General features: G+C 36.7%; 18 protein-coding genes and 1 riboswitch. Of the genes, 16 read left to right on the forward strand and 2 right to left on the reverse strand.

Going from position 1 to position 18,553, the window contains the following annotated elements; all coding sequences use genetic code 11:
• Positions 1 to 3: 3 nt before the first annotated feature.
• From xerD to sigF, 8 genes are all read left to right on the forward strand, one after another.
• Positions 4 to 897: a site-specific tyrosine recombinase XerD gene (gene xerD / locus SLH48_RS02900; RefSeq protein ID WP_320256940.1), complete on the forward strand. Its 894-nt coding sequence runs from the start codon at positions 4 to 6 to the stop codon at positions 895 to 897.
• A 406-nt stretch (positions 898 to 1,303) separates the two neighbouring features.
• Complete coding sequence (gene deoB, locus SLH48_RS02905; RefSeq protein WP_214480126.1) at positions 1,304 to 2,488, forward strand: phosphopentomutase; 1,185 nt, start codon at positions 1,304 to 1,306, stop codon at positions 2,486 to 2,488.
• 14 nt (positions 2,489 to 2,502) lie between these two features.
• Positions 2,503 to 3,324, forward strand: a complete 822-nt coding sequence (locus SLH48_RS02910) for a purine-nucleoside phosphorylase (protein ID WP_320256942.1) — start codon at positions 2,503 to 2,505, stop codon at positions 3,322 to 3,324.
• 182 nt (positions 3,325 to 3,506) lie between these two features.
• The gene (locus SLH48_RS02915; protein WP_320256943.1) at positions 3,507 to 4,811 is read left to right on the forward strand and encodes a pyrimidine-nucleoside phosphorylase; all 1,305 of its coding nucleotides are present in this window, start codon (positions 3,507 to 3,509) and stop codon (positions 4,809 to 4,811) included.
• A gap of 224 nt (positions 4,812 to 5,035) precedes the next feature.
• Positions 5,036 to 6,178, forward strand: a complete 1,143-nt coding sequence (locus SLH48_RS02920; RefSeq protein WP_320257155.1) for a D-alanyl-D-alanine carboxypeptidase family protein — start codon at positions 5,036 to 5,038, stop codon at positions 6,176 to 6,178.
• 104 nt (positions 6,179 to 6,282) lie between these two features.
• Positions 6,283 to 6,633: an anti-sigma F factor antagonist gene (spoIIAA, locus tag SLH48_RS02925; protein ID WP_214480123.1), complete on the forward strand. Its 351-nt coding sequence runs from the start codon at positions 6,283 to 6,285 to the stop codon at positions 6,631 to 6,633.
• Positions 6,633 to 7,073 carry an anti-sigma F factor gene (gene spoIIAB / locus SLH48_RS02930; protein ID WP_320256944.1) on the forward strand — a complete coding sequence of 147 codons (441 nt, stop codon included), beginning with the start codon at positions 6,633 to 6,635 and terminating at the stop codon, positions 7,071 to 7,073. Before spoIIAA ends, spoIIAB begins: the two co-directional genes overlap by 1 nt.
• A gap of 13 nt (positions 7,074 to 7,086) precedes the next feature.
• A complete protein-coding gene (gene sigF, locus SLH48_RS02935) occupies positions 7,087 to 7,845 on the forward strand; it encodes an RNA polymerase sporulation sigma factor SigF (protein ID WP_320256945.1) in 759 nt (252 codons plus the stop codon).
• 298 nt (positions 7,846 to 8,143) lie between these two features.
• On the opposite strand, the gene SLH48_RS02940 is transcribed toward sigF, so the two are convergent.
• Both SLH48_RS02940 and SLH48_RS22440 read right to left on the reverse strand, forming a co-directional pair.
• Complete coding sequence (locus SLH48_RS02940) at positions 8,144 to 10,084, reverse strand: AMP-binding protein (RefSeq protein WP_320256946.1); 1,941 nt, start codon at positions 10,082 to 10,084, stop codon at positions 8,144 to 8,146.
• 1 nt (position 10,085) lies between these two features.
• The gene (locus SLH48_RS22440) at positions 10,086 to 10,241 is read right to left on the reverse strand and encodes a hypothetical protein (protein WP_413785380.1); all 156 of its coding nucleotides are present in this window, start codon (positions 10,239 to 10,241) and stop codon (positions 10,086 to 10,088) included.
• Positions 10,242 to 10,298: 57 nt separating this feature from the next.
• Here SLH48_RS22440 and SLH48_RS02945 point away from each other — a divergent pair, with 57 nt between their 5' ends.
• The 8 genes from SLH48_RS02945 to ribD all read left to right on the forward strand — a co-directional run bounded on the left by SLH48_RS02945 (position 10,299) and on the right by ribD (position 18,548).
• Positions 10,299 to 10,919: a stage V sporulation protein AA gene (locus SLH48_RS02945; RefSeq protein ID WP_214480118.1), complete on the forward strand. Its 621-nt coding sequence runs from the start codon at positions 10,299 to 10,301 to the stop codon at positions 10,917 to 10,919.
• On the forward strand, positions 10,909 to 11,334 hold the full coding sequence (locus tag SLH48_RS02950; RefSeq protein WP_214480117.1) for a stage V sporulation protein AB: 426 nt from the start codon (positions 10,909 to 10,911) through the stop codon (positions 11,332 to 11,334). Before SLH48_RS02945 ends, SLH48_RS02950 begins: the two co-directional genes overlap by 11 nt.
• A 195-nt stretch (positions 11,335 to 11,529) precedes the next feature.
• Positions 11,530 to 12,114: a stage V sporulation protein AE gene (locus tag SLH48_RS02955; RefSeq protein ID WP_214480432.1), complete on the forward strand. Its 585-nt coding sequence runs from the start codon at positions 11,530 to 11,532 to the stop codon at positions 12,112 to 12,114.
• Complete coding sequence (locus SLH48_RS02960) at positions 12,092 to 13,567, forward strand: spore germination protein (RefSeq protein ID WP_214480116.1); 1,476 nt, start codon at positions 12,092 to 12,094, stop codon at positions 13,565 to 13,567. The genes SLH48_RS02955 and SLH48_RS02960 overlap by 23 nt, the downstream gene beginning before the upstream one ends.
• Before the next feature lie 185 nt (positions 13,568 to 13,752).
• On the forward strand, positions 13,753 to 15,072 hold the full coding sequence (lysA, locus tag SLH48_RS02965; protein WP_320256947.1) for a diaminopimelate decarboxylase: 1,320 nt from the start codon (positions 13,753 to 13,755) through the stop codon (positions 15,070 to 15,072).
• Positions 15,073 to 15,169: 97 nt separating this feature from the next.
• Entirely contained in the window at positions 15,170 to 15,811 is a 642-nt protein-coding gene (locus SLH48_RS22445) for a histone H1-like repetitive region-containing protein (protein WP_413785386.1), read from the forward strand.
• A 616-nt stretch (positions 15,812 to 16,427) separates the two neighbouring features.
• Complete coding sequence (locus tag SLH48_RS02975) at positions 16,428 to 16,868, forward strand: peptidylprolyl isomerase (RefSeq protein ID WP_320256949.1); 441 nt, start codon at positions 16,428 to 16,430, stop codon at positions 16,866 to 16,868.
• Between the two features lie 156 nt (positions 16,869 to 17,024).
• Positions 17,025 to 17,176, forward strand: a riboswitch (FMN riboswitch).
• Between the two features lie 280 nt (positions 17,177 to 17,456).
• Positions 17,457 to 18,548 carry a bifunctional diaminohydroxyphosphoribosylaminopyrimidine deaminase/5-amino-6-(5-phosphoribosylamino)uracil reductase RibD gene (ribD, locus tag SLH48_RS02980; protein ID WP_320256950.1) on the forward strand — a complete coding sequence of 364 codons (1,092 nt, stop codon included), beginning with the start codon at positions 17,457 to 17,459 and terminating at the stop codon, positions 18,546 to 18,548.
• Positions 18,549 to 18,553 lie beyond the last annotated feature (5 nt).

The raw sequence follows: 18,553 nt of genomic DNA on the forward strand, positions 1-18,553 counted from the left end.
AATGTGGAAGATCATTTAAAAGACTTTATACATTATTTAGTAGTTGAGCGGGGGTTAGCTGAAAATACAATCAAGTCTTATGAACGTGATCTTAAGGAATATCATAAATATTTAGCAAAAGTGGAACGAGTAACGAACTGTAATGATATTACTAGGGTTCACATCATTCACTTTTTAAGCCAATTGAAGAACCAAGGGAAGTCTCCGAAAACACTTGCTCGACATGTTGCATCTATCAGATCATATCATCAATTTTGCCTTCGTGAAAAAATTGCAAACCATGACCCCTCAGTTCATATTGAATCACCTCAAACTGAGAGAAAACTACCGAAAGTGCTCACTGCTGGTGAGATTGAAGCATTATTGGCTATTCCAAGTGTAACTACTTCATTTGGATTAAGGGATAAAGCAATGCTCGAATTACTATATGCTACGGGTATAAGAGTGAGTGAGCTTACTCATCTTAACATGTCTGATGTTCATTTAACGATGGGCTTTATTCGCTGTGTTGGAAAAGGAAATAAAGAAAGAATTATTCCTTTAGGAAAATTAGCTACAGATGCGATACATAACTATATTAATCAAGGTAGAGGAGAATTGGCAAGCAAGAAGAGAACAACAGAAGCACTTTTCTTAAATCATCATGGAAATCGCTTAACACGTCAGGGATTTTGGAAAATTCTTAAAAATTTAGCTAAGAAAGCTAATATAGAAAAAGAATTAACTCCTCATACATTGCGCCATTCGTTTGCAACACATTTACTTGAGAACGGTGCTGACTTACGTGCAGTGCAAGAAATGTTGGGTCATGCAGATATTTCAACTACTCAAATATATACACATGTAACGAAAGCAAGATTAAAAGATGTTTATAATATGTATCATCCAAGAGCATAAACAGAAGAGAAGAAGTGTCTCAACTAGCTATGTTAAATAAGAGCTCATTCAAAAGTAGAGTTTGAGGGATAGAACATGCCTTCAACACGTGAGGCTAGAAGATATAACTCAGACAATACAGCAAAGCCGCTATAAAGAGAAAAGACTTTATGGTGGCTTTTTCTTTTTCTCGTAATACGTTAGATCAAGTACCTCAGACCTTGTTGGATAAATGGTTGTTTTCGTATTATTATTTTATTCATCAAATGTTCATTTTTTATTGTTTGCAATATGAGTATGAAAAGGCTTATACTATGGTTGTCAGACCTCAGACAAGTGTAGCTTGTTAAAGGTTTTTATTGGTTAATATGAAGGTTAATGGGAATGATATCTTTTATTGAAAAAGATAGATTTAGGAGGTTATTTTATGTCAGCGCATTCATATAAGCGAATTTTTTTAGTTGTAATGGATTCAGTTGGAATTGGTGAAGCTCCAGATGCAGAGAAATTTGGAGATAAAGGTGCTAATACTTTAGGACATATTGCAGAGCATCGCGGAGGCTTAAATATGCCTCATATGGCAAAGCTAGGGTTAAGTAATATTGAGGTTATAAAAGGAATTGACAAAGCGAAGTCGCCTTTAGCTTACTATACAAAAATGCAAGAGTCATCAAATGGAAAAGATACAATGACTGGACATTGGGAAATAATGGGTTTGAATATTGAAACGCCATTCCAAGTATTTCCTGACGGGTTTCCGAAAGAGCTTATAGATGAGCTAGAGAGTAGAACGGGACGTAAAGTAATTGGTAATAAACCTGCAAGTGGTACAGGTATTTTAGATGAATTAGGGCAAGAGCATATGGAAACGGGTGCTTTAATAGTTTATACATCAGCAGACTCTGTGTTACAAATCGCTGCGCATGAAGAGATCATTCCAATCGAGGAACAATATAAGATATGTAAAATTGCTCGTGAGCTAACACTCGATGAAAAATATATGGTAGGTCGTGTTATTGCTCGTCCGTTTATTGGTGAACCAGGAAATTTCGAAAGAACTGCTAATCGTCATGATTATGCGTTAAAGCCATTCGGAAGAACGGTAATGAATGAATTAAAGGATAATAACTTTGATGTCATTGCAATTGGCAAAATTTCTGACATTTATGATGGAGAAGGGGTTACAAAATCACTAAGAACGAAATCAAATATGGATGGAATGGATAAGTTAGTTGATTCATTAAAGATGGATTTTACCGGAATCAGCTTCGTAAATTTAGTTGATTTTGATGCATTATTTGGTCATCGCCGAGATCCACAAGGTTATGGGGATGCGTTGGAAGAATTTGACGCTCGACTCCCTAAAGTATTAGAGAATCTTAAAGAAGATGATTTACTCATTATTACTGCCGACCATGGGAATGATCCGATACATTATGGTACTGACCATACGAGAGAATATGTACCTTTATTAGCCTATAGTCCTAGCATGAAAGAAGGAAATCAATTATCAATAAGAGAGACGTTTGCTGATATTGGTGCAACAATTGCTCATAATTTCGATATTAATATGCCAAAATACGGGAAAAGCTTTTTATCAGAAATGAAATAGAGGAGGAGAATTGAATGAATTTGGAAGCTATTAACAAAGCGGCTAACTATTTAAAGGAAAAATTTCCTGCAACCCCTGAAATAGGTCTTGTGTTAGGCTCAGGCCTAGGTGTATTAGCTGATGAAATTGAATCAGCTGTGAAAATTCCATATGAAGACATACCTGAATTTCCTGTTTCAACTGTAGAAGGTCATGCTGGGCAATTAGTTTTTGGACAATTGCAAGGGAAAACAGTTGTAGCAATGCAAGGGAGATTTCACTTTTACGAGGGCTATTCCTTTGATAAAGTGACATTTCCAATAAGAGTTTTAAACCAACTCGGTATAAAAAAGATGATAGTAACAAATGCCGCAGGTGGTGTAAACGAATCATTTAAGCCTGGAGATTTAATGCTCATTACTGATCATATTAATTTCATGGGGACAAATCCTTTAATTGGCCCAAATGATGCAGAGTTAGGAGTAAGGTTCCCAGATATGTCTGAACCTTATAATAAAGAATTACAGCAGCTAGCAAAAGGGATTGCAAATAAACTTTCTATTAATATTCAAGAAGGTGTTTATGTAGGTGCTACAGGACCTTCTTATGAAACACCTGCAGAGATACGGATGTTCAGAACTCTTGGAGGAGATGCAGTAGGAATGTCCACAGTTCCTGAAGTCATCGTTGCACGTCATTCAGGTATGGATGTAATCGGAATCTCATGTATATCCAATATGGCGTCAGGAATATTAGATCAGCCTTTAACACATGATGAAGTAATTGAAACAACTGAAATGGTAAAAGCGAACTTTCTAGCTTTTGTTAAAACGATCGTGAAAGAAATGTCTCGTTAAGTGGACAGAGAACTTATTACATCATTAGCCTTTTGAATAATCTTATATAACAACAACGTGTAAATGTGTGTAAAAACCCTATAGAAGTGAATTTAACAACTACTGTAGGGTTTATGGCACATTAAGAGCAGCTTGATAAATGAAAAATAACAACACCTATTGGAGAACGGAGATGTTTGATTATGAGAATGGTGGACTTGATTCAAAAGAAAAAACATGGTGAAGTATTAACAACAGAGGAAATTAAATTTATTGTTGAAGGTTATGGAAACGGTGACATTCCTGATTACCAAATCTCTTCTCTATGTATGGCAATATACTTTAAAGGTATGAACGAACAAGAAATTTCAGATTTAACAATGGCGATGGTTAATTCTGGTGATGTAGTCGATTTATCTGCAATTGAAGGAGTCAAGGTGGACAAGCATTCAACCGGTGGAGTTGGTGATAAAATTAGTTTAATAGTTGCTCCTCTAGTAGCGGCTGTAGGCGTTCCTGTAGCAAAAATGTCTGGAAGAGGACTTGGACATACAGGCGGAACTCTTGACAAATTAGAATCGATTGAAGGCTTCCAAATAGAGTTAACTAGTGAACAGTTTATCGAAAATGTAAATAATAATAAGATAGCTATTGTAGGTCAAAGTGCCAACCTTGCGCCAGTTGATAAAAAATTGTACGCGCTAAGAGATGTGACTGCAACTGTAGATAGTATTCCAATGATTGCAAGCTCAGTGATGAGTAAGAAAATTGCCTCTGGTGCTGAGAGTATCGTTCTTGATGTAAAGACAGGCTCTGGTGCGTTTATGAAATCAACTGAAGATGCTAAATCGTTAGCTCAAACAATGGTTGATATCGGTAAGAATACAGGTAGAAAAACAGTTGCTGTTATTAGTGATATGAACCAACCGCTCGGTTATGAAGTAGGAAATGCAAACGAGATTAGAGAGGCTATCGAAGTATTACAAGGTAGTAGAGTGGATGACTTAAGAGAAATTGCCTTAACGATATCTTCACATATGACTGTATTAGGTGGAATTTATCAAGATTTTGAGGAAGCGTTTAAAAGTTTGGAAGAAGTGATAAGCTCAGGCAAAGCAATTGAAACTCTTAAACGATTTATCGAATCTCAAGGTGGAAATTCGGCAGTTGTTGATGATACATCTAAATTGCCACAAGCGAAATATCATAAAGAAATTAAGGCTACTTCAAGTGGATACGTAAGTGAAATCAATGCTGAACTTGTTGGAGTTTCAGCAATGATGCTTGGAGCAGGTAGAAAGAAAAAAGACGATGTAATTGATCACTCCGCTGGTATTTCGTTAAAGAAAAAAGTAGGAGATCAGATTAACGAAGGTGACACATTGTGTGTATTCCACAGCAACATACAAGATGTAACAGAAGCAGAAAATACATTATTATCTGCATACACAATTATACAAGAACAAGTTCCTAAAAAGACAACATACATTCATCATGTTATTGCTTAAGATGAACATTAAATAACCACCCAAAGGGTGGTTATTTTTTTGTGAATTTATTGTTTAAAAACATTTTTAATGTATAAAAAAATAGCACATGGAAAAAATGATATGTATTGTATAATATTTCAACACAAAAATATTCTACCTTTAAAATTCTCTTAATATCGAAATAATGGCGTAAAAACTAGATAAGAATGGAGGACTTGAATTTGTCTAAAATTTTCTGCTCTATGACAACAATCATTTTTTTTATGCTGTCGATATCATCATATGCTTCAGCAGAAGAAACAACAGTACAGTTAGTTGAAGATGCTAAGTCAGGTATTTTAATTGAAAGAGACACAGGTAATATACTATATGAAAAGAATGCACATGAAAGACTACCACCTGCAAGTATGACTAAAATTATGACTATGTTACTCATTATGGAAGCGATAGACAAGGGAACAGTTACATTAGATGAAAAAATTCGAACTAGTGAATATGCGGCTTCAATGGGGGGGTCACAAATTTTTCTTTCTCCGGGAGAAGAGATGACTGTCCAAGAGATGCTAAAAGGGATTGCAATCGGTTCAGGGAATGATGCATCAGTTGCTATGGCTGAACGTATTGCAGGGTCTGAAGAGGCATTTGTAGCCATGATGAATAATAAAGCGAAGCAGTTAAAGTTAGAAAATACAGTATTCCAAAATTCAACGGGTTTACCTGCCAATGAACATTTTAGTACATCTTATGATATGGCAATTATTGCGAAAGAATTATTGAAATATGAAGAAATAACGAAATATACAGGGAAATATGACGATTATTTAAGGGAAAACACTGATAAAAAATTTTGGTTAGTTAACACAAATAGACTTGTTAAGTTTTATGAAGGCGTAGATGGTGTGAAGACAGGTTATACAAATGAAGCAAAGTATTGCTTAACAGCAACAGCGAAAAAAAATGATATGAGGGTGATAGCAGTAGTCTTTGGAGCGCCGACATCAAAGTCCAGAAATGCCCAAGTATCTAAGATGTTAGATTATGCATTTGCTCATTATCAAACGATGCCTAAATATAAACGTAATGAACTCGTATCGACAGCAAAGATAAATAAAGGGATGAAAGAAGAAGTTGATGTAGTGACAACAGAACCCATTTCACTTCTTATGAAAAAAGGAGAATCGCAAGATAACGTTACTGAAGAAGTCATATTAAAAGACAAAATTATTGCACCAGTAAAAAAAGGTGATCAGCTCGGAACTATAATTTTGAAAAAGGATAATGAAGTTCTTATAAAAAGTGATCTAATTGCTAATGAAGATGTTAAGGCTGCTAATTTGTGGCAACTGATGAAGCGATCTGTAGAAATGTTGACTAAAACAGAATAGTTTTGCCGAATCTTCACTAGTTTTGTCATGATGAAGGATTATCAGGTGAATATAGCGAAATGACTCACTAAGTAAAAGTAGAAAACATAAAGGAGGATAACATAGTGAGTCTATCTATTACTCTTGAAGTAATGAAGGACGTTTTACTTATTCGTCTACATGGGGAACTCGATCATCATACAGCTGAAGAGCTGAGAGAACAAGTGAATAAAGCGATTAGTAGTAAAAATATTCATCACATCGTCTTAAATTTAGAGCAACTTACCTTTATGGACAGCTCGGGATTAGGGGTCATCTTAGGTCGTTACAAACAAATTAAGAATTTAGGTGGGGAAATGGTAGTATGTAATATTTCTCAACCTGTAAAAAGATTGTTTGATATGTCTGGGTTATTCAAAATAGTACGTTTAGAAATGAATGAACAATATGCACTTCAAACGTTGGGGGTGGCATAATGAAAAATGTCATGCACCTCCAATTTTCTGCGCTCAGTCAAAATGAATCATTTGCCAGAGTCACAGTTGCATCATTTATTGCTCAGTTAGATCCAACGTTAGATGAGTTAACTGAAATAAAAACTGTTGTTTCTGAAGCTGTAACAAATTCGATCATTCATGGTTATGAAAATGATCCAAATGGCGTAGTGTACATTTCTGTAATACTTGAGGATGGCTTTGTTCATATAACCATTCGTGATGAAGGAAAAGGTATTATAAATATTGATGAAGCTAGACAACCCCTTTTTACAACTAAACCTGAGTTAGAACGATCAGGAATGGGATTTACCATTATGGAGAACTTCATGGATGAAGTAACGATTGATTCTACCGTCTCAAGTGGTACGGTTGTTAAATTATCGAAGCATTTATCAAAAAGTAAAGCTTTAAGCAATTAAGGGAGACTTGCCTATGGATGTGGAGGTCAAGAAAGAAAAAGGTCAAACATATTTAAAGGATCATGAAGTAAAAGACTTAATCAAACGCAGTCAAAATGGAGAGCAAGAAGCTCGTGATTTGATTATTGAGAAAAACATGAGACTAGTTTGGTCAGTTGTGCAACGTTTTTTAAATCGGGGTTATGAGCCTGATGATTTATTTCAAATCGGATGTATCGGTCTCTTGAAATCAGTTGATAAATTTGATTTAACTTATGATGTTAAGTTTTCTACCTATGCTGTTCCGATGATTATTGGAGAGATTCAGCGATTTATTCGTGACGATGGAACTGTAAAAGTAAGTAGATCCTTAAAAGAGATTGGGAATAAAATTCGAAAAGCTAAGGATGAACTTGCAAAGCAATTTGGTAGGGCTCCAACAGTGAATGAAATTGCAGAGTTCTTATCAATATCTCCAGAAGAAGTTGTTATGGCTCAAGAGGCTAGTCGTACACCTACATCAATACATGAAACTGTGTACGAAAATGATGGAGATCCAATCACTTTGATTGATCAAATTGCAGATCATGCTGAGGCAAAATGGTTTGAAAAAATTGCACTAAAAGAAGCAATACATGAGTTAGATGAACGTGAAAGGTTAATTGTTTATTTACGTTATTATAAAGATCAAACTCAAACTGAAGTAGCATCTAGATTAGGCATTTCTCAAGTACAAGTATCAAGGTTAGAAAAGAAGATATTAAAACAAATGAAAGAAAGGATGGGCAGTTAGCCCATCCTTTCTTGCTAAGGATTTCTTCGTTTTTATTGTTGTTTTTCGTAATAATATATCAACACCGATACAACTATAGTTTCGTGTCATTTTTTCTTCTATATTATAATTACAATAGGCTTCTTTTTTACAATGGTAATTTTGTATAAATAAACAATCAAGTTTACGACAAGAGCCTTTGTTAAATAAGTACTCATACTAGGAACGTTATTTGTCTTTTCAGCTACAGAGAGATTTTAGCCCTTTTAACCACTTCATCAATTTGAGTCAATATGACGACTTCCACCTTTTCTTCCTTCTAACTACTCATATTGCTTATTGATGAGATGGCAGATTGGTTTTCTAATGCTGATAGATCACCTGGATCTTGACCGAGATAAATGGACTTGATGACTCGCCGCATAACTTTGGCGTTTCTCGTCTTTGGCAGCTCAGAGACAGTATAGATGTCATGAGGCTTTAAAGATTTACCAAGATTCTGTTCAACTAATTGATATAGTTCAGAAATTAGTTTTTCCTTGTTTTTCACCTTATCTTTTATGACAATAAAGCAAACAGCGACCTCACCTTTTATATTATTAGGAACTCCAATAGTTGCTGCTTCTACCACTTGAGGATGTTCAACTAAAATAGACTCCAGCTCAGCAGGGCCAACTCTTTTTCCTGCAATATTTAATGTATCATCAGATCGACCGGTTATTGTCCAGAAATGATTTTCATCTATACTAACCCAATCACCATGTACCCAAATATTTTCCCAGCGATTCCAATATGATTCAATATATCTGTCAGATTCTTTCCAAAAACCATTGGCCATACCGACCCAAGGTTTTGTTAGCACTAATTCGCCTACCTCTGAATGAACCGTTTCTCCTTTGAGGTTATAGACGTCTGCTGCCATTCCTGGTAATGGTGCATTAAAACTAACTGGTGCGATCGGTTTAAGCAATATATTCCCTAGGATTCCTCCTGATATTTCTGTGCCACCTGAATAATTCATAATGGGTATTTTACTTTTGCCGACTTTATGAAACAACCAGAGCCAAGGTTCTACATTCCAAGGCTCTCCTGTTGAACCGAATACCTTTAGAGATGTTAACTTAATATTATTCAACCATTGTTCTCCTTGTTTCATCAATACACGAATAAGAGTTGGAGAAATACCTAAATGTGTTATTTGGTGTTTTTCAACCAATTTCCATAGCCTATTTACTTCTGGATAATCAGGTGAACCTTCATACAACACCATTGTACTGTTGTTTAACAGTGTGCCAAATACTAAGAAAGGTCCCATCATCCATCCCATGTCTGTAACCCACATCATTCTTTCATGAGCATTTAAATCCATTCCAAATCGTGCATCAAATGCGGCCTTTAATGGGAATCCGCTATGAGTATGTACGATTCCTTTTGGTTGACCAGTTGTACCAGAGGAATATATGAGCATGAATGGGTCAGAGCTATCCATTTCTTCGCTATCAATAAGTTGATCGTTATCTATTACATCTTCCCATCGTAAATCAACTTCTTTATTCCATGGAATTTCTCTTCCAATTCGATTCACGACGATCATTTTTTCAATTGATTCCGCTTGTTTAATGGCTTTATCTGCCTCTTCTTTTATTTGAATCACTTTCCCTCTGCGAAGGAATCCATCAGCTGTAATAATAATTTTTGCATCACAACCTACAATCCTTTTTGCCACAGCATTTGCTGCATACCCAGAAAATGCAGGGGTGAAAATTGCACCTATTTTACTTATCGCCAACATGGCAATAACTGTTTCAATAAGCATGGGTAAATATAGTGTAATGCAGTCACCTTTTTTTACTCCTAATTGCTTTAGTCCAGCAGCGAAAGAGTTGACTTGCTGTCCTAATTGTTCGTATGTTATTTTCTGAACTACACCGTCTTCTCCTTCCCATATGATAGCTTCTTTGTTTGCGCTATGCTCATCGTGTAACCATTTGTCGATTGCATTGCTAGTTACATTTAATTTTCCTTCAATATACCATGATGGCCATTGAACACCCCTTGTTACATCAAGGACTTTTGAATATGGCTCATACCATTCAACGTTCATTTCTTTTTCTGCTTCGTGCCAAAACCATTCAATGTTTGTAATCGAGTCTTTATAAAAAGAATCATAATCGCTGTAGCCAAGTTTATTCATCCATAAATATAAATTTGTTTTTTTTATGCTTTCTTCATTTGGAATCCATACTGGATGATTATCCATTTCATAACCTCCTCATCTTGTAAGCGCATTCATTAACATATTCTCTATGTGTGTGAATATACCTTCTATTTAGAATTATCAAAATTCCTATTACTAGTTTGTTGGTAATTGATGGTGAACATTGTTCAATAGAATTGCTCATTGTGTGGAAATACATACTATAACTATAAGCTATTGGCTGAAGTAGGAGATGTATATATAGGATGTGAGGTTTGTGACACAGGTAATTTATGTTCGTATGTACAATAAAGTTCAGGCAAAACTAAATGCAGTTATTACAGTTGGTGATATAGCAAAGGTGATTGCTGATGAACACCTTGCAGAAAAGGTCAGGGAAATTAATGTTCATAGAATCAGTTTGCACGACAAAAATTTCCTTGTTGTTGATGTCACACAATTAATCGAGATCATCTTATGTCATCATCCAAAAGTTGAAGTGCAAACTATTGGTCCATCCCAAACGATCATTGAGGTGAATTTAAACCAACGTAAATATCATCCTGTCTTCTTTCTATTTATATGGCTGTTGTTGTTTGTTGGAGCTGCAATAGCTATTATGAACTTTCATGAAGATGTAAGTATGCAAAAAGTTCATCAACGCCTTTACCTAATTATAACTGGGGAAGAAGTGCTTAAACCATTATTGTTACAAGTTCCTTATTCAATTGGATTGGGTCTAGGAATGATACTCTTTTTTAATCATTTATTTAAAAAACGTATAAATGAAGAACCAAGTCCACTAGAGGTTGAAATGTTTAAATATCAATTAGATTTAGATCATTATGTCATTATAAATGAAAACAAAGAGAGCTTGAAAAAAACTGATGTTGAATGAAATGTTTATCATGATATTTACTGGCTTTGCAGCTGGACTTGCAGTTGGATCAGGGTTCGTTGCATTTCTGACAGTATTAGGTGTAATTCCAAGATTAATGCAACTTTCAAAAACAGAGAAGTATGTTCGAGTGTATGAGTGGGGTGTGATATTAGGTGCTGTTATGGGAGGTTGGATTAGTCTTCATGATAATACGTTTCTCCTACCAATTTTTTTTATCATTCTAATTGGCTTATTAAATGGTGTTTTTGTGGGGCTCTTAGCGGCAGCACTTACTGAAGTACTAAACGTGTTACCGATATTAGCAAAACGTGTGGGAGTTGTTGATCAAATCGTTGTCTTATTAATGGCGATTGCACTTGGAAAGGTAGTTGGTTCCTTATTTCATTGGCTTTATTTTGTTGACTACTGGTAATAGAGCATTGTCTGAATGATGTTATGGATTAATTTTTAAGGTCTTTTCGAAAATAGTAATGTTTAGTATGTATCCTATTATTTCAAAGTTCATAGGTGCTACGATTTCTAGTGCGAAAACAACCACCAAGTGCAATAACACTACATTTATAAAATTGTTATAGCTTTACTATGAATGACGAAAGGAAAGAGTTGGATGAACGGGAGTCGTCATGTAATTATTATCACTGATGGAGACGAATACGCTTTGAGAACAATAGAATACATTGCAACGGAAATAGGTGGTAGGTGTATTTCGAGATCCTTCGGTAATCCAACCAAGTTATCTGGTCCTGAAATTGTTCAATATATTTTACATGCTAAACATGACCCTGTCTTTGTCATGTTTGATGACAGTGGATACATTGGTGAAGGTAGTGGGGAAACGGCGTTACAATATGTTGTTAATCATAAAAAAATTAATGTATTGGGAATTATCGCAGTTGCTGCTAAAACCAACTTTACTGAATGGACGAAAGTTGATGTGTGCATCGATAATACAGGAGAACTTACACAATTCGGAGTAGACAAATATGGAGTGAAAGAGTGGGAGGTTGGACGAATCAATGGTGACACAGTGTACTGTTTAGATCACTTGAAAGTCCCAATCGTTGTGGGAATAGGAGATATAGGGAAAATGGCGATGCAAGATCATATTAAATATGGATCACCTATTACACGTAAAGCAGTCGCCCTTATTTTAGAAAGGAGTGGATTTTATGACAACTTCAAAAAAGAATAAAATTCCTATATCAGCTTCACCATCAGAAAATGAGGAATTTTTCAAAACACATTTGGGACTAGAAACAACCTATGATATAGGTGTTAAAAAGATCAAAATATTAAACAAGGATGTCCATATTTATTTCGTAGCTGCAATATGTGAAACTGCTACGATTATGCAGCTCTTAACTGTGCTTATTGAAATTAATGATAGAGAAAGGCAATCCTCAAAAATAAAACAAATCATTGAGAATCGTCTAGTTCACCAACAGGTAAAAGAGGTGGACAATCTAGATGAAGCAGTAGATCAATTGTTAGCTGGCTTAATCTTTGTTGTCATTGAAGGCGAAACAAGTGGGTTTATCGTTGATGTTAGAGGTTATCCAGGCAGAACCCCAGAAGAGCCTGATACAGAAAAGGTTGTTCGTGGTGCACGAGATGGCTTTGTAGAGATGATGGTCGTAAATACGGCTTTAATAAGAAGACGTATACGTGATGAGAGGATTCGCTTTGAAGTTATACAAGTGGGCGAACGTTCCAAGACGGATATATGTATTGCGTATATTAAAGACATTGCGGAACCTGGCTTAATAGAAGTTATTAAAAAAGAGATTAATGAGATCGAAATAGATGGATTAACAATGGCAGATAAAACAATCGAAGAGTTTTTAGTCGCACAAGGATTTAATCCTTATCCACGTGTACGTTATACAGAAAGGCCAGATATAGCAGCTACTCACTTACTTGAAGGGCATGTCCTTGTATTGGTAGATACTTCACCTAGTGTGATCATTACACCTACGACATTTTTCCATCATGTTCAACACGTAGAAGAATATCGTCAATCACCAGCAATAGGTACGTTCATCAGGTGGGTGCGTTTTTTAGGGATCGCTGCATCTATTTTTCTATTACCATTATGGTTGCTTTTTGTACTTGAACCATCGTTAATTCCTGAAAAAATATCCTATATCGGCCCTGAGGAAAAATCGAACATACCAATTATTATTCAAATCATTATCGCTGATCTCGGAATCGAATTCTTAAGGCTAGCATCCATACATACGCCTACTGCTCTATCAACTGCTATGGCTCTAATTGCAGCGGTTTTAATTGGTCAAATTGCTATAGATGTAGGCTTGTTCGTTCCAGAGGTTATTTTTTATGTTGCAATAGCAACAATTGGATCTTTCGTAACCCCGAGCTATGAATTAAGTATTGCCAATAAATTATCTAGACTAGTTCTCATTGTCGTTGTAGCAATATTTCATTTGCCCGGTCTATTGATTGGTTCGACCGTCTATTTATTATTTCTTATCCAAATGCGTTCCTTAAATACACCTTATTTATGGCCGTTTATCCCGTTTAACCCAGGTGCTTTTCTTCAAATCTTAATTCGGAGATCTGTCCCTGGTTCACGTGTTAGACCAAGTATTGTGCATCCACAAAATAGAATAAAACAGCAGAAATAGTGGATAAAACAGTGATGAAGATAAGATGAATATAAACACCTTCTTGTGATAAGAACCCACCGCTTGGTTTAGATTATTCTGTGTCTATATGCTTTTCTTGTAATCATCTATTGCGTGCTAGTGGAACTTGTGATAATGTAGTTTTAATTATTTTTAGAATGAAGTAGAGAAAATGAGGGAGTGCAATGTTTTTTCACGGTACTAGTCGAGTTAATAATGAGGGGCATCTAGAAATTGGTGGAGTCGATTCAATTGAATTGGCTAAGCAGTATGGTACCCCCCTGTATATTTATGATGTTGATTTAATACGCAAAAGAGCATCAGCATTTAAAGATACATTCACAGCTTTAGAAGTCGAAGGTCAAGTTGCATACGCCAGTAAAGCATTTTCTTCGATAGCTATGATACAGTTAGCAGAAGAAGAAGGGTTATCATTAGATGTTGTTTCAGGTGGAGAATTATATACAGCTCTTCAAGCAGGATTTCCTGTTGATCGTATTCATTTTCATGGAAATAATAAAAGCGTACATGAGCTTGAAATGGCAGTACAACATAACATAGGGTGTATTGTCATCGATAATTTTCATGAATTAACGATGTTACAGGAAATTTGTCTAGCCAAATCAACGAAAATAAACGTTCTTTTGCGGGTAACACCAGGAATTGAAGCACATACACATGATTATATCTTAACTGGGCAAGAGGATTCAAAATTTGGCTTTGATTTACTAAGCGGCCAAGCAGATGAGGCACTAAAACAGGTAACACAATCAGATATGCTTACGATGTTAGGTGTGCATTGTCATATAGGTTCACAAATTTTTGAAACGACTGGCTTTTTACTAGCAGCTAAGAAGTTATTTCAAAAATTACATGATTGGTATAACGAGTATAATTATACTGCTCAAGTGTTAAATTTAGGCGGTGGCTTTGGAATTAGGTACACAGACGAAGATGATCCTATTCCGGCTGATCAATATGTAAAGGAAATTGTTAAAGAAGTTAAAAAATTGGCTTTGCAGTTTAATATGTCTGTACCAGAAATATGGATCGAACCAGGTAGATCTCTAGTTGGTGATGCTGGGACAACAATTTACTCTATTGGCTCTCAAAAGACTGTGCCAAATGTTCGTCATTATGTAGCGATTGATGGTGGGATGAGTGATAACCTTCGTCCGGCATTATATCAAGCAAAATATGAAGCAGCTATAGCTAATAGAATATTAGCTGAAAATGAAGAGGTCGTATCTATTTCTGGAAAATGTTGTGAAAGTGGAGATATGCTCATTTGGGATATTGATCTTCCAACTATTCAAAACGAAGATTATTTAGCAGTTTTTTGTACAGGTGCATACGGGTATTCGATGGCGAATAATTACAATCGTCTACCTCGCCCGGCGGTTGTTTTTGTAGAGAATGGTGAAGCACAATTAGTTATTAAAAGGGAAAGCTATGAAGATATGGTTAAATTAGATATTCCGATGAAAATGAGGGTTAATAAATAACAATAACAACAAAAGGAGGTATGGCAAATAACTTTTTGCCATACCTCCTTTATTATGGAGTTAATATGATTTATTTATCTGTAGGTAAGGTATTACTATGGGATTAGAGCGTCTACGCATATCTCCAACCACTACCCGGCATACCGCCACCCGGCATACCACCGCCCGGCATACCGCCACCCGGCATACCGCCGCCCGGCATACCACTACCAGGCATACCACTACCAGGCATACCGCCGCCCGGCATACCACTACCAGGCATACCACTACCAGGCATACCGCCGCCCGGCATACCACTACCAGGCATACCACCGCCCGGCATACCGCCACCAGGCATACCGCCGCCCGGCATACCACTACCAGGCATACCACCGCCCGGCATACCGCCACCAGGCATACCGCCGCCCGGCATACCACTACCAGGCATACCACCGCCCGGCATACCGCCACCAGGCATACCGCCGCCCGGCATACCACTACCAGGCATACCACCGCCCGGCATACCGCCACCAGGCATACCGCCGCCCGGCATACCACCGCCCGGCATACCACCGCCCGGCATACCACCGCCCGGCATACCACCGCCCGGCATACCACTACCCGGCATACCACCGCCCGGCATACCACCGCCCGGCATACCACTACCCGGCATACCGCCGCCCGGCATACCACCGCCCGGCATACCACCGCCCGGCATACCACTACCAGGCATACCACCACCAGTAATCCAATCATCTAATATTTGACCAATGCCAGGTGGCCATTGGTATCGAGTTGTATCCATAGGGGGATAGGACAATTGACCTCCACTAGGTTGGTACCTATAACGTGAGTGAAAAGTATTAAAGTACATATGTCTCGATCCTTTCTCTTAGTATAGATATTTGTCTCGGTTTAATATATGTATCTTAAATGGCAGTGTATAGGTATGAGTCTACAACAACTAACATTCTTTATAGATTTATTAATTTGTTTTCACGAAAACTATAGAACAATAAGAAAGTTGATCTTTTTTTCCTAGCTTGTTTTCTCAACGGGTGATTGTTGCTCATCATAAGAAATATTCCAAACGCTTAGTGAGATCGTGACACCTTATCTTCTATAATTCCATAACAATTATTTGAAACTATTTCTAGATGTCCTTTGTTGCTAATGCTATCAAATGAGCAACCTAAAAATGGCTTTATATAGTTAGTCATTATTGTACACAAGAAAAGATGCCACGAATTTTAGTTTTGTACGTGTTTATTGCTAAGTATGAAAAACAACAATCAATACGAAAACTGCCTTTGTTTTTCATTTGCTGAATGTGATAAGATAGATAATGATTTTACATTTGAAGGAGTGCTTTGATTATGAGTAAAAAAGGTTACATATTAATGAATAGCGGAGAAAAGATTGAATTTGAGCTTTATCCTAATGAAGCTCCTAATACAGTTGAAAATTTTGAAAAATTGGCTAATGAAGGCTTTTATAATGGTCTTACATTCCATCGTGTAATCCCTGGATTTGTTTCACAAGGTGGTTGTCCGCAAGGAACTGGAACAGGTGGTCCGGGTTATACGATTAAATGTGAAACTGAAGGTAATCCTCACAAACATGTGCCAGGTTCATTTTCAATGGCTCATGCTGGAAGAGATACAGGAGGAAGTCAATTCTTTATCGTTCACGAAGCTCAACCTCATTTAGATGGCGTTCATACAGTATTTGGTCAAGTTACAAGTGGCTTAGATACAGTTCTAAATATGAAAAATGGTGATGTAATGAAAACTGTAGAAGTTTTTGATGCGGAGTAATTGATGAAACGTAACAAATGGATTGTGTTTATTATCATACTAATAATGAGCATGATTTGGGGATTGATCTACTGGTTATTTATAGCTTAAGCACGTTTCAATATGCAATACTAGAAAATGTGTGTTATAATATTTAAAACTATAAAATTGAATAAGATAATCCTTCGGGGTCGGGTGAAATTCCCAACCGGCGGTGATGAAGCAATTGTTGTTTCTAAGCCCGTGAGCTGTATATATAATTGGTTATATATGGCTGATCTGGTGAAAAACCAGAGCCGACAGTATAGTCTGGATGGGAGAAGGATATGGCGTGAAGTATATGATTTGCTGTAATCATATGCTGATTTTGTCCTGTTTTAGAACAATGGATAAACTCACAAAATATATCGATAACTCTGACCCTAGGTAATTATACCTAGGGTCTATTTGTTAAACATATATTATGGGCTATGAAAACGTATGGCTTATTTGCTACGGAGTTACGTTCATAATATTTCGAATTATGACTATATTCGGTTTAATTCCCCATCTATTTTCCCTTACCCCTTAAGATTTTCTTGTAACCTACATTGTTGGAGGTATCCCATTTTGAATGACCATGATTATATGAGAGTTGCGCTAGACATGGCTAGAAGTACCATTGGCCAAACAAGCCCGAACCCAGTAGTGGGGGCTGTTGTAGTTAATAGAGGACAAATTGTTGGTCTTGGGGCACATTTGAAGGCTGGTGAAGCACATGCAGAAGTACATGCTATAAACATGGCAGGTAATAAAGCAAAAGACGGAACGATTTATGTGACCTTAGAACCATGCAGCCATTTTGGTCAAACACCACCGTGTGTAGATTTATTGATTAGTAGCGGTGTTAACCGTGTAGTAATTGCTTGTGAAGACCCAAATCCGAGTGTAGCAGGTAGAGGTATAAGAAAGTTAGAAGAAGCTGGTTTAAAAGTTGATGTTGGAGTCCTGCAGGATGAAGCTGAGAAATTAAATAAGGTATTCTTTCGTTATATTAAAAACAACACCCCTTTTGTGACGTTAAAAACTGCTATTAGCATGGATGGGAAAATTGCTACACAATCAGGCGAGAGCAAGTGGATTACTGGAGAGGTAGCACGTCAAGATGTACACAAATATCGTCATCGATATGATGCAATTCTAGTTGGGGTGAACACGGTAGTTGCTGATAATCCTTCATTAACGGCAAGGCTTCCGTATGAAACGAAGAATCCTATACGTATTATATTAGATACAAATTTACGAACACCTCTCGACTCAAAAGTGATTACTGATGGTTTAGCACCAACATGGATTGTTGTAGGAGAGGACTGCGCTGATGACGAGATAGCTTGTTATACTTCTCAAAAAAATGTTCGAATTATTAAAATGAGGGATAAACGTATTAATATAAAGGATTTATTACGAGTATTAGGAGGTGAAGGGATAACAAGCCTTTTCGTTGAAGGCGGAGGGAAAATAAACACGAGCTTTTTAAAAGCTGATGTTGTTCAGCAATATATTACATATATTGCTCCGAAGCTTATTGGGGGAGAGTGTGCACCTACCTCTTTTAATGGAGAAGGTTTTGATCGTTTGTACGATGTACCGAAACTACAAATCAAGTCAATTGAGCAGCTGGGAGAAGATATTAAACTGATTGCTATTCCAAAAAATAAATAGAAAGT

Source organism: Cytobacillus sp. IB215316, from assembly GCF_033963865.1.
GTDB classification, from domain to species: domain Bacteria; phylum Bacillota; class Bacilli; order Bacillales; family SM2101; genus Nanhaiella; species Nanhaiella sioensis.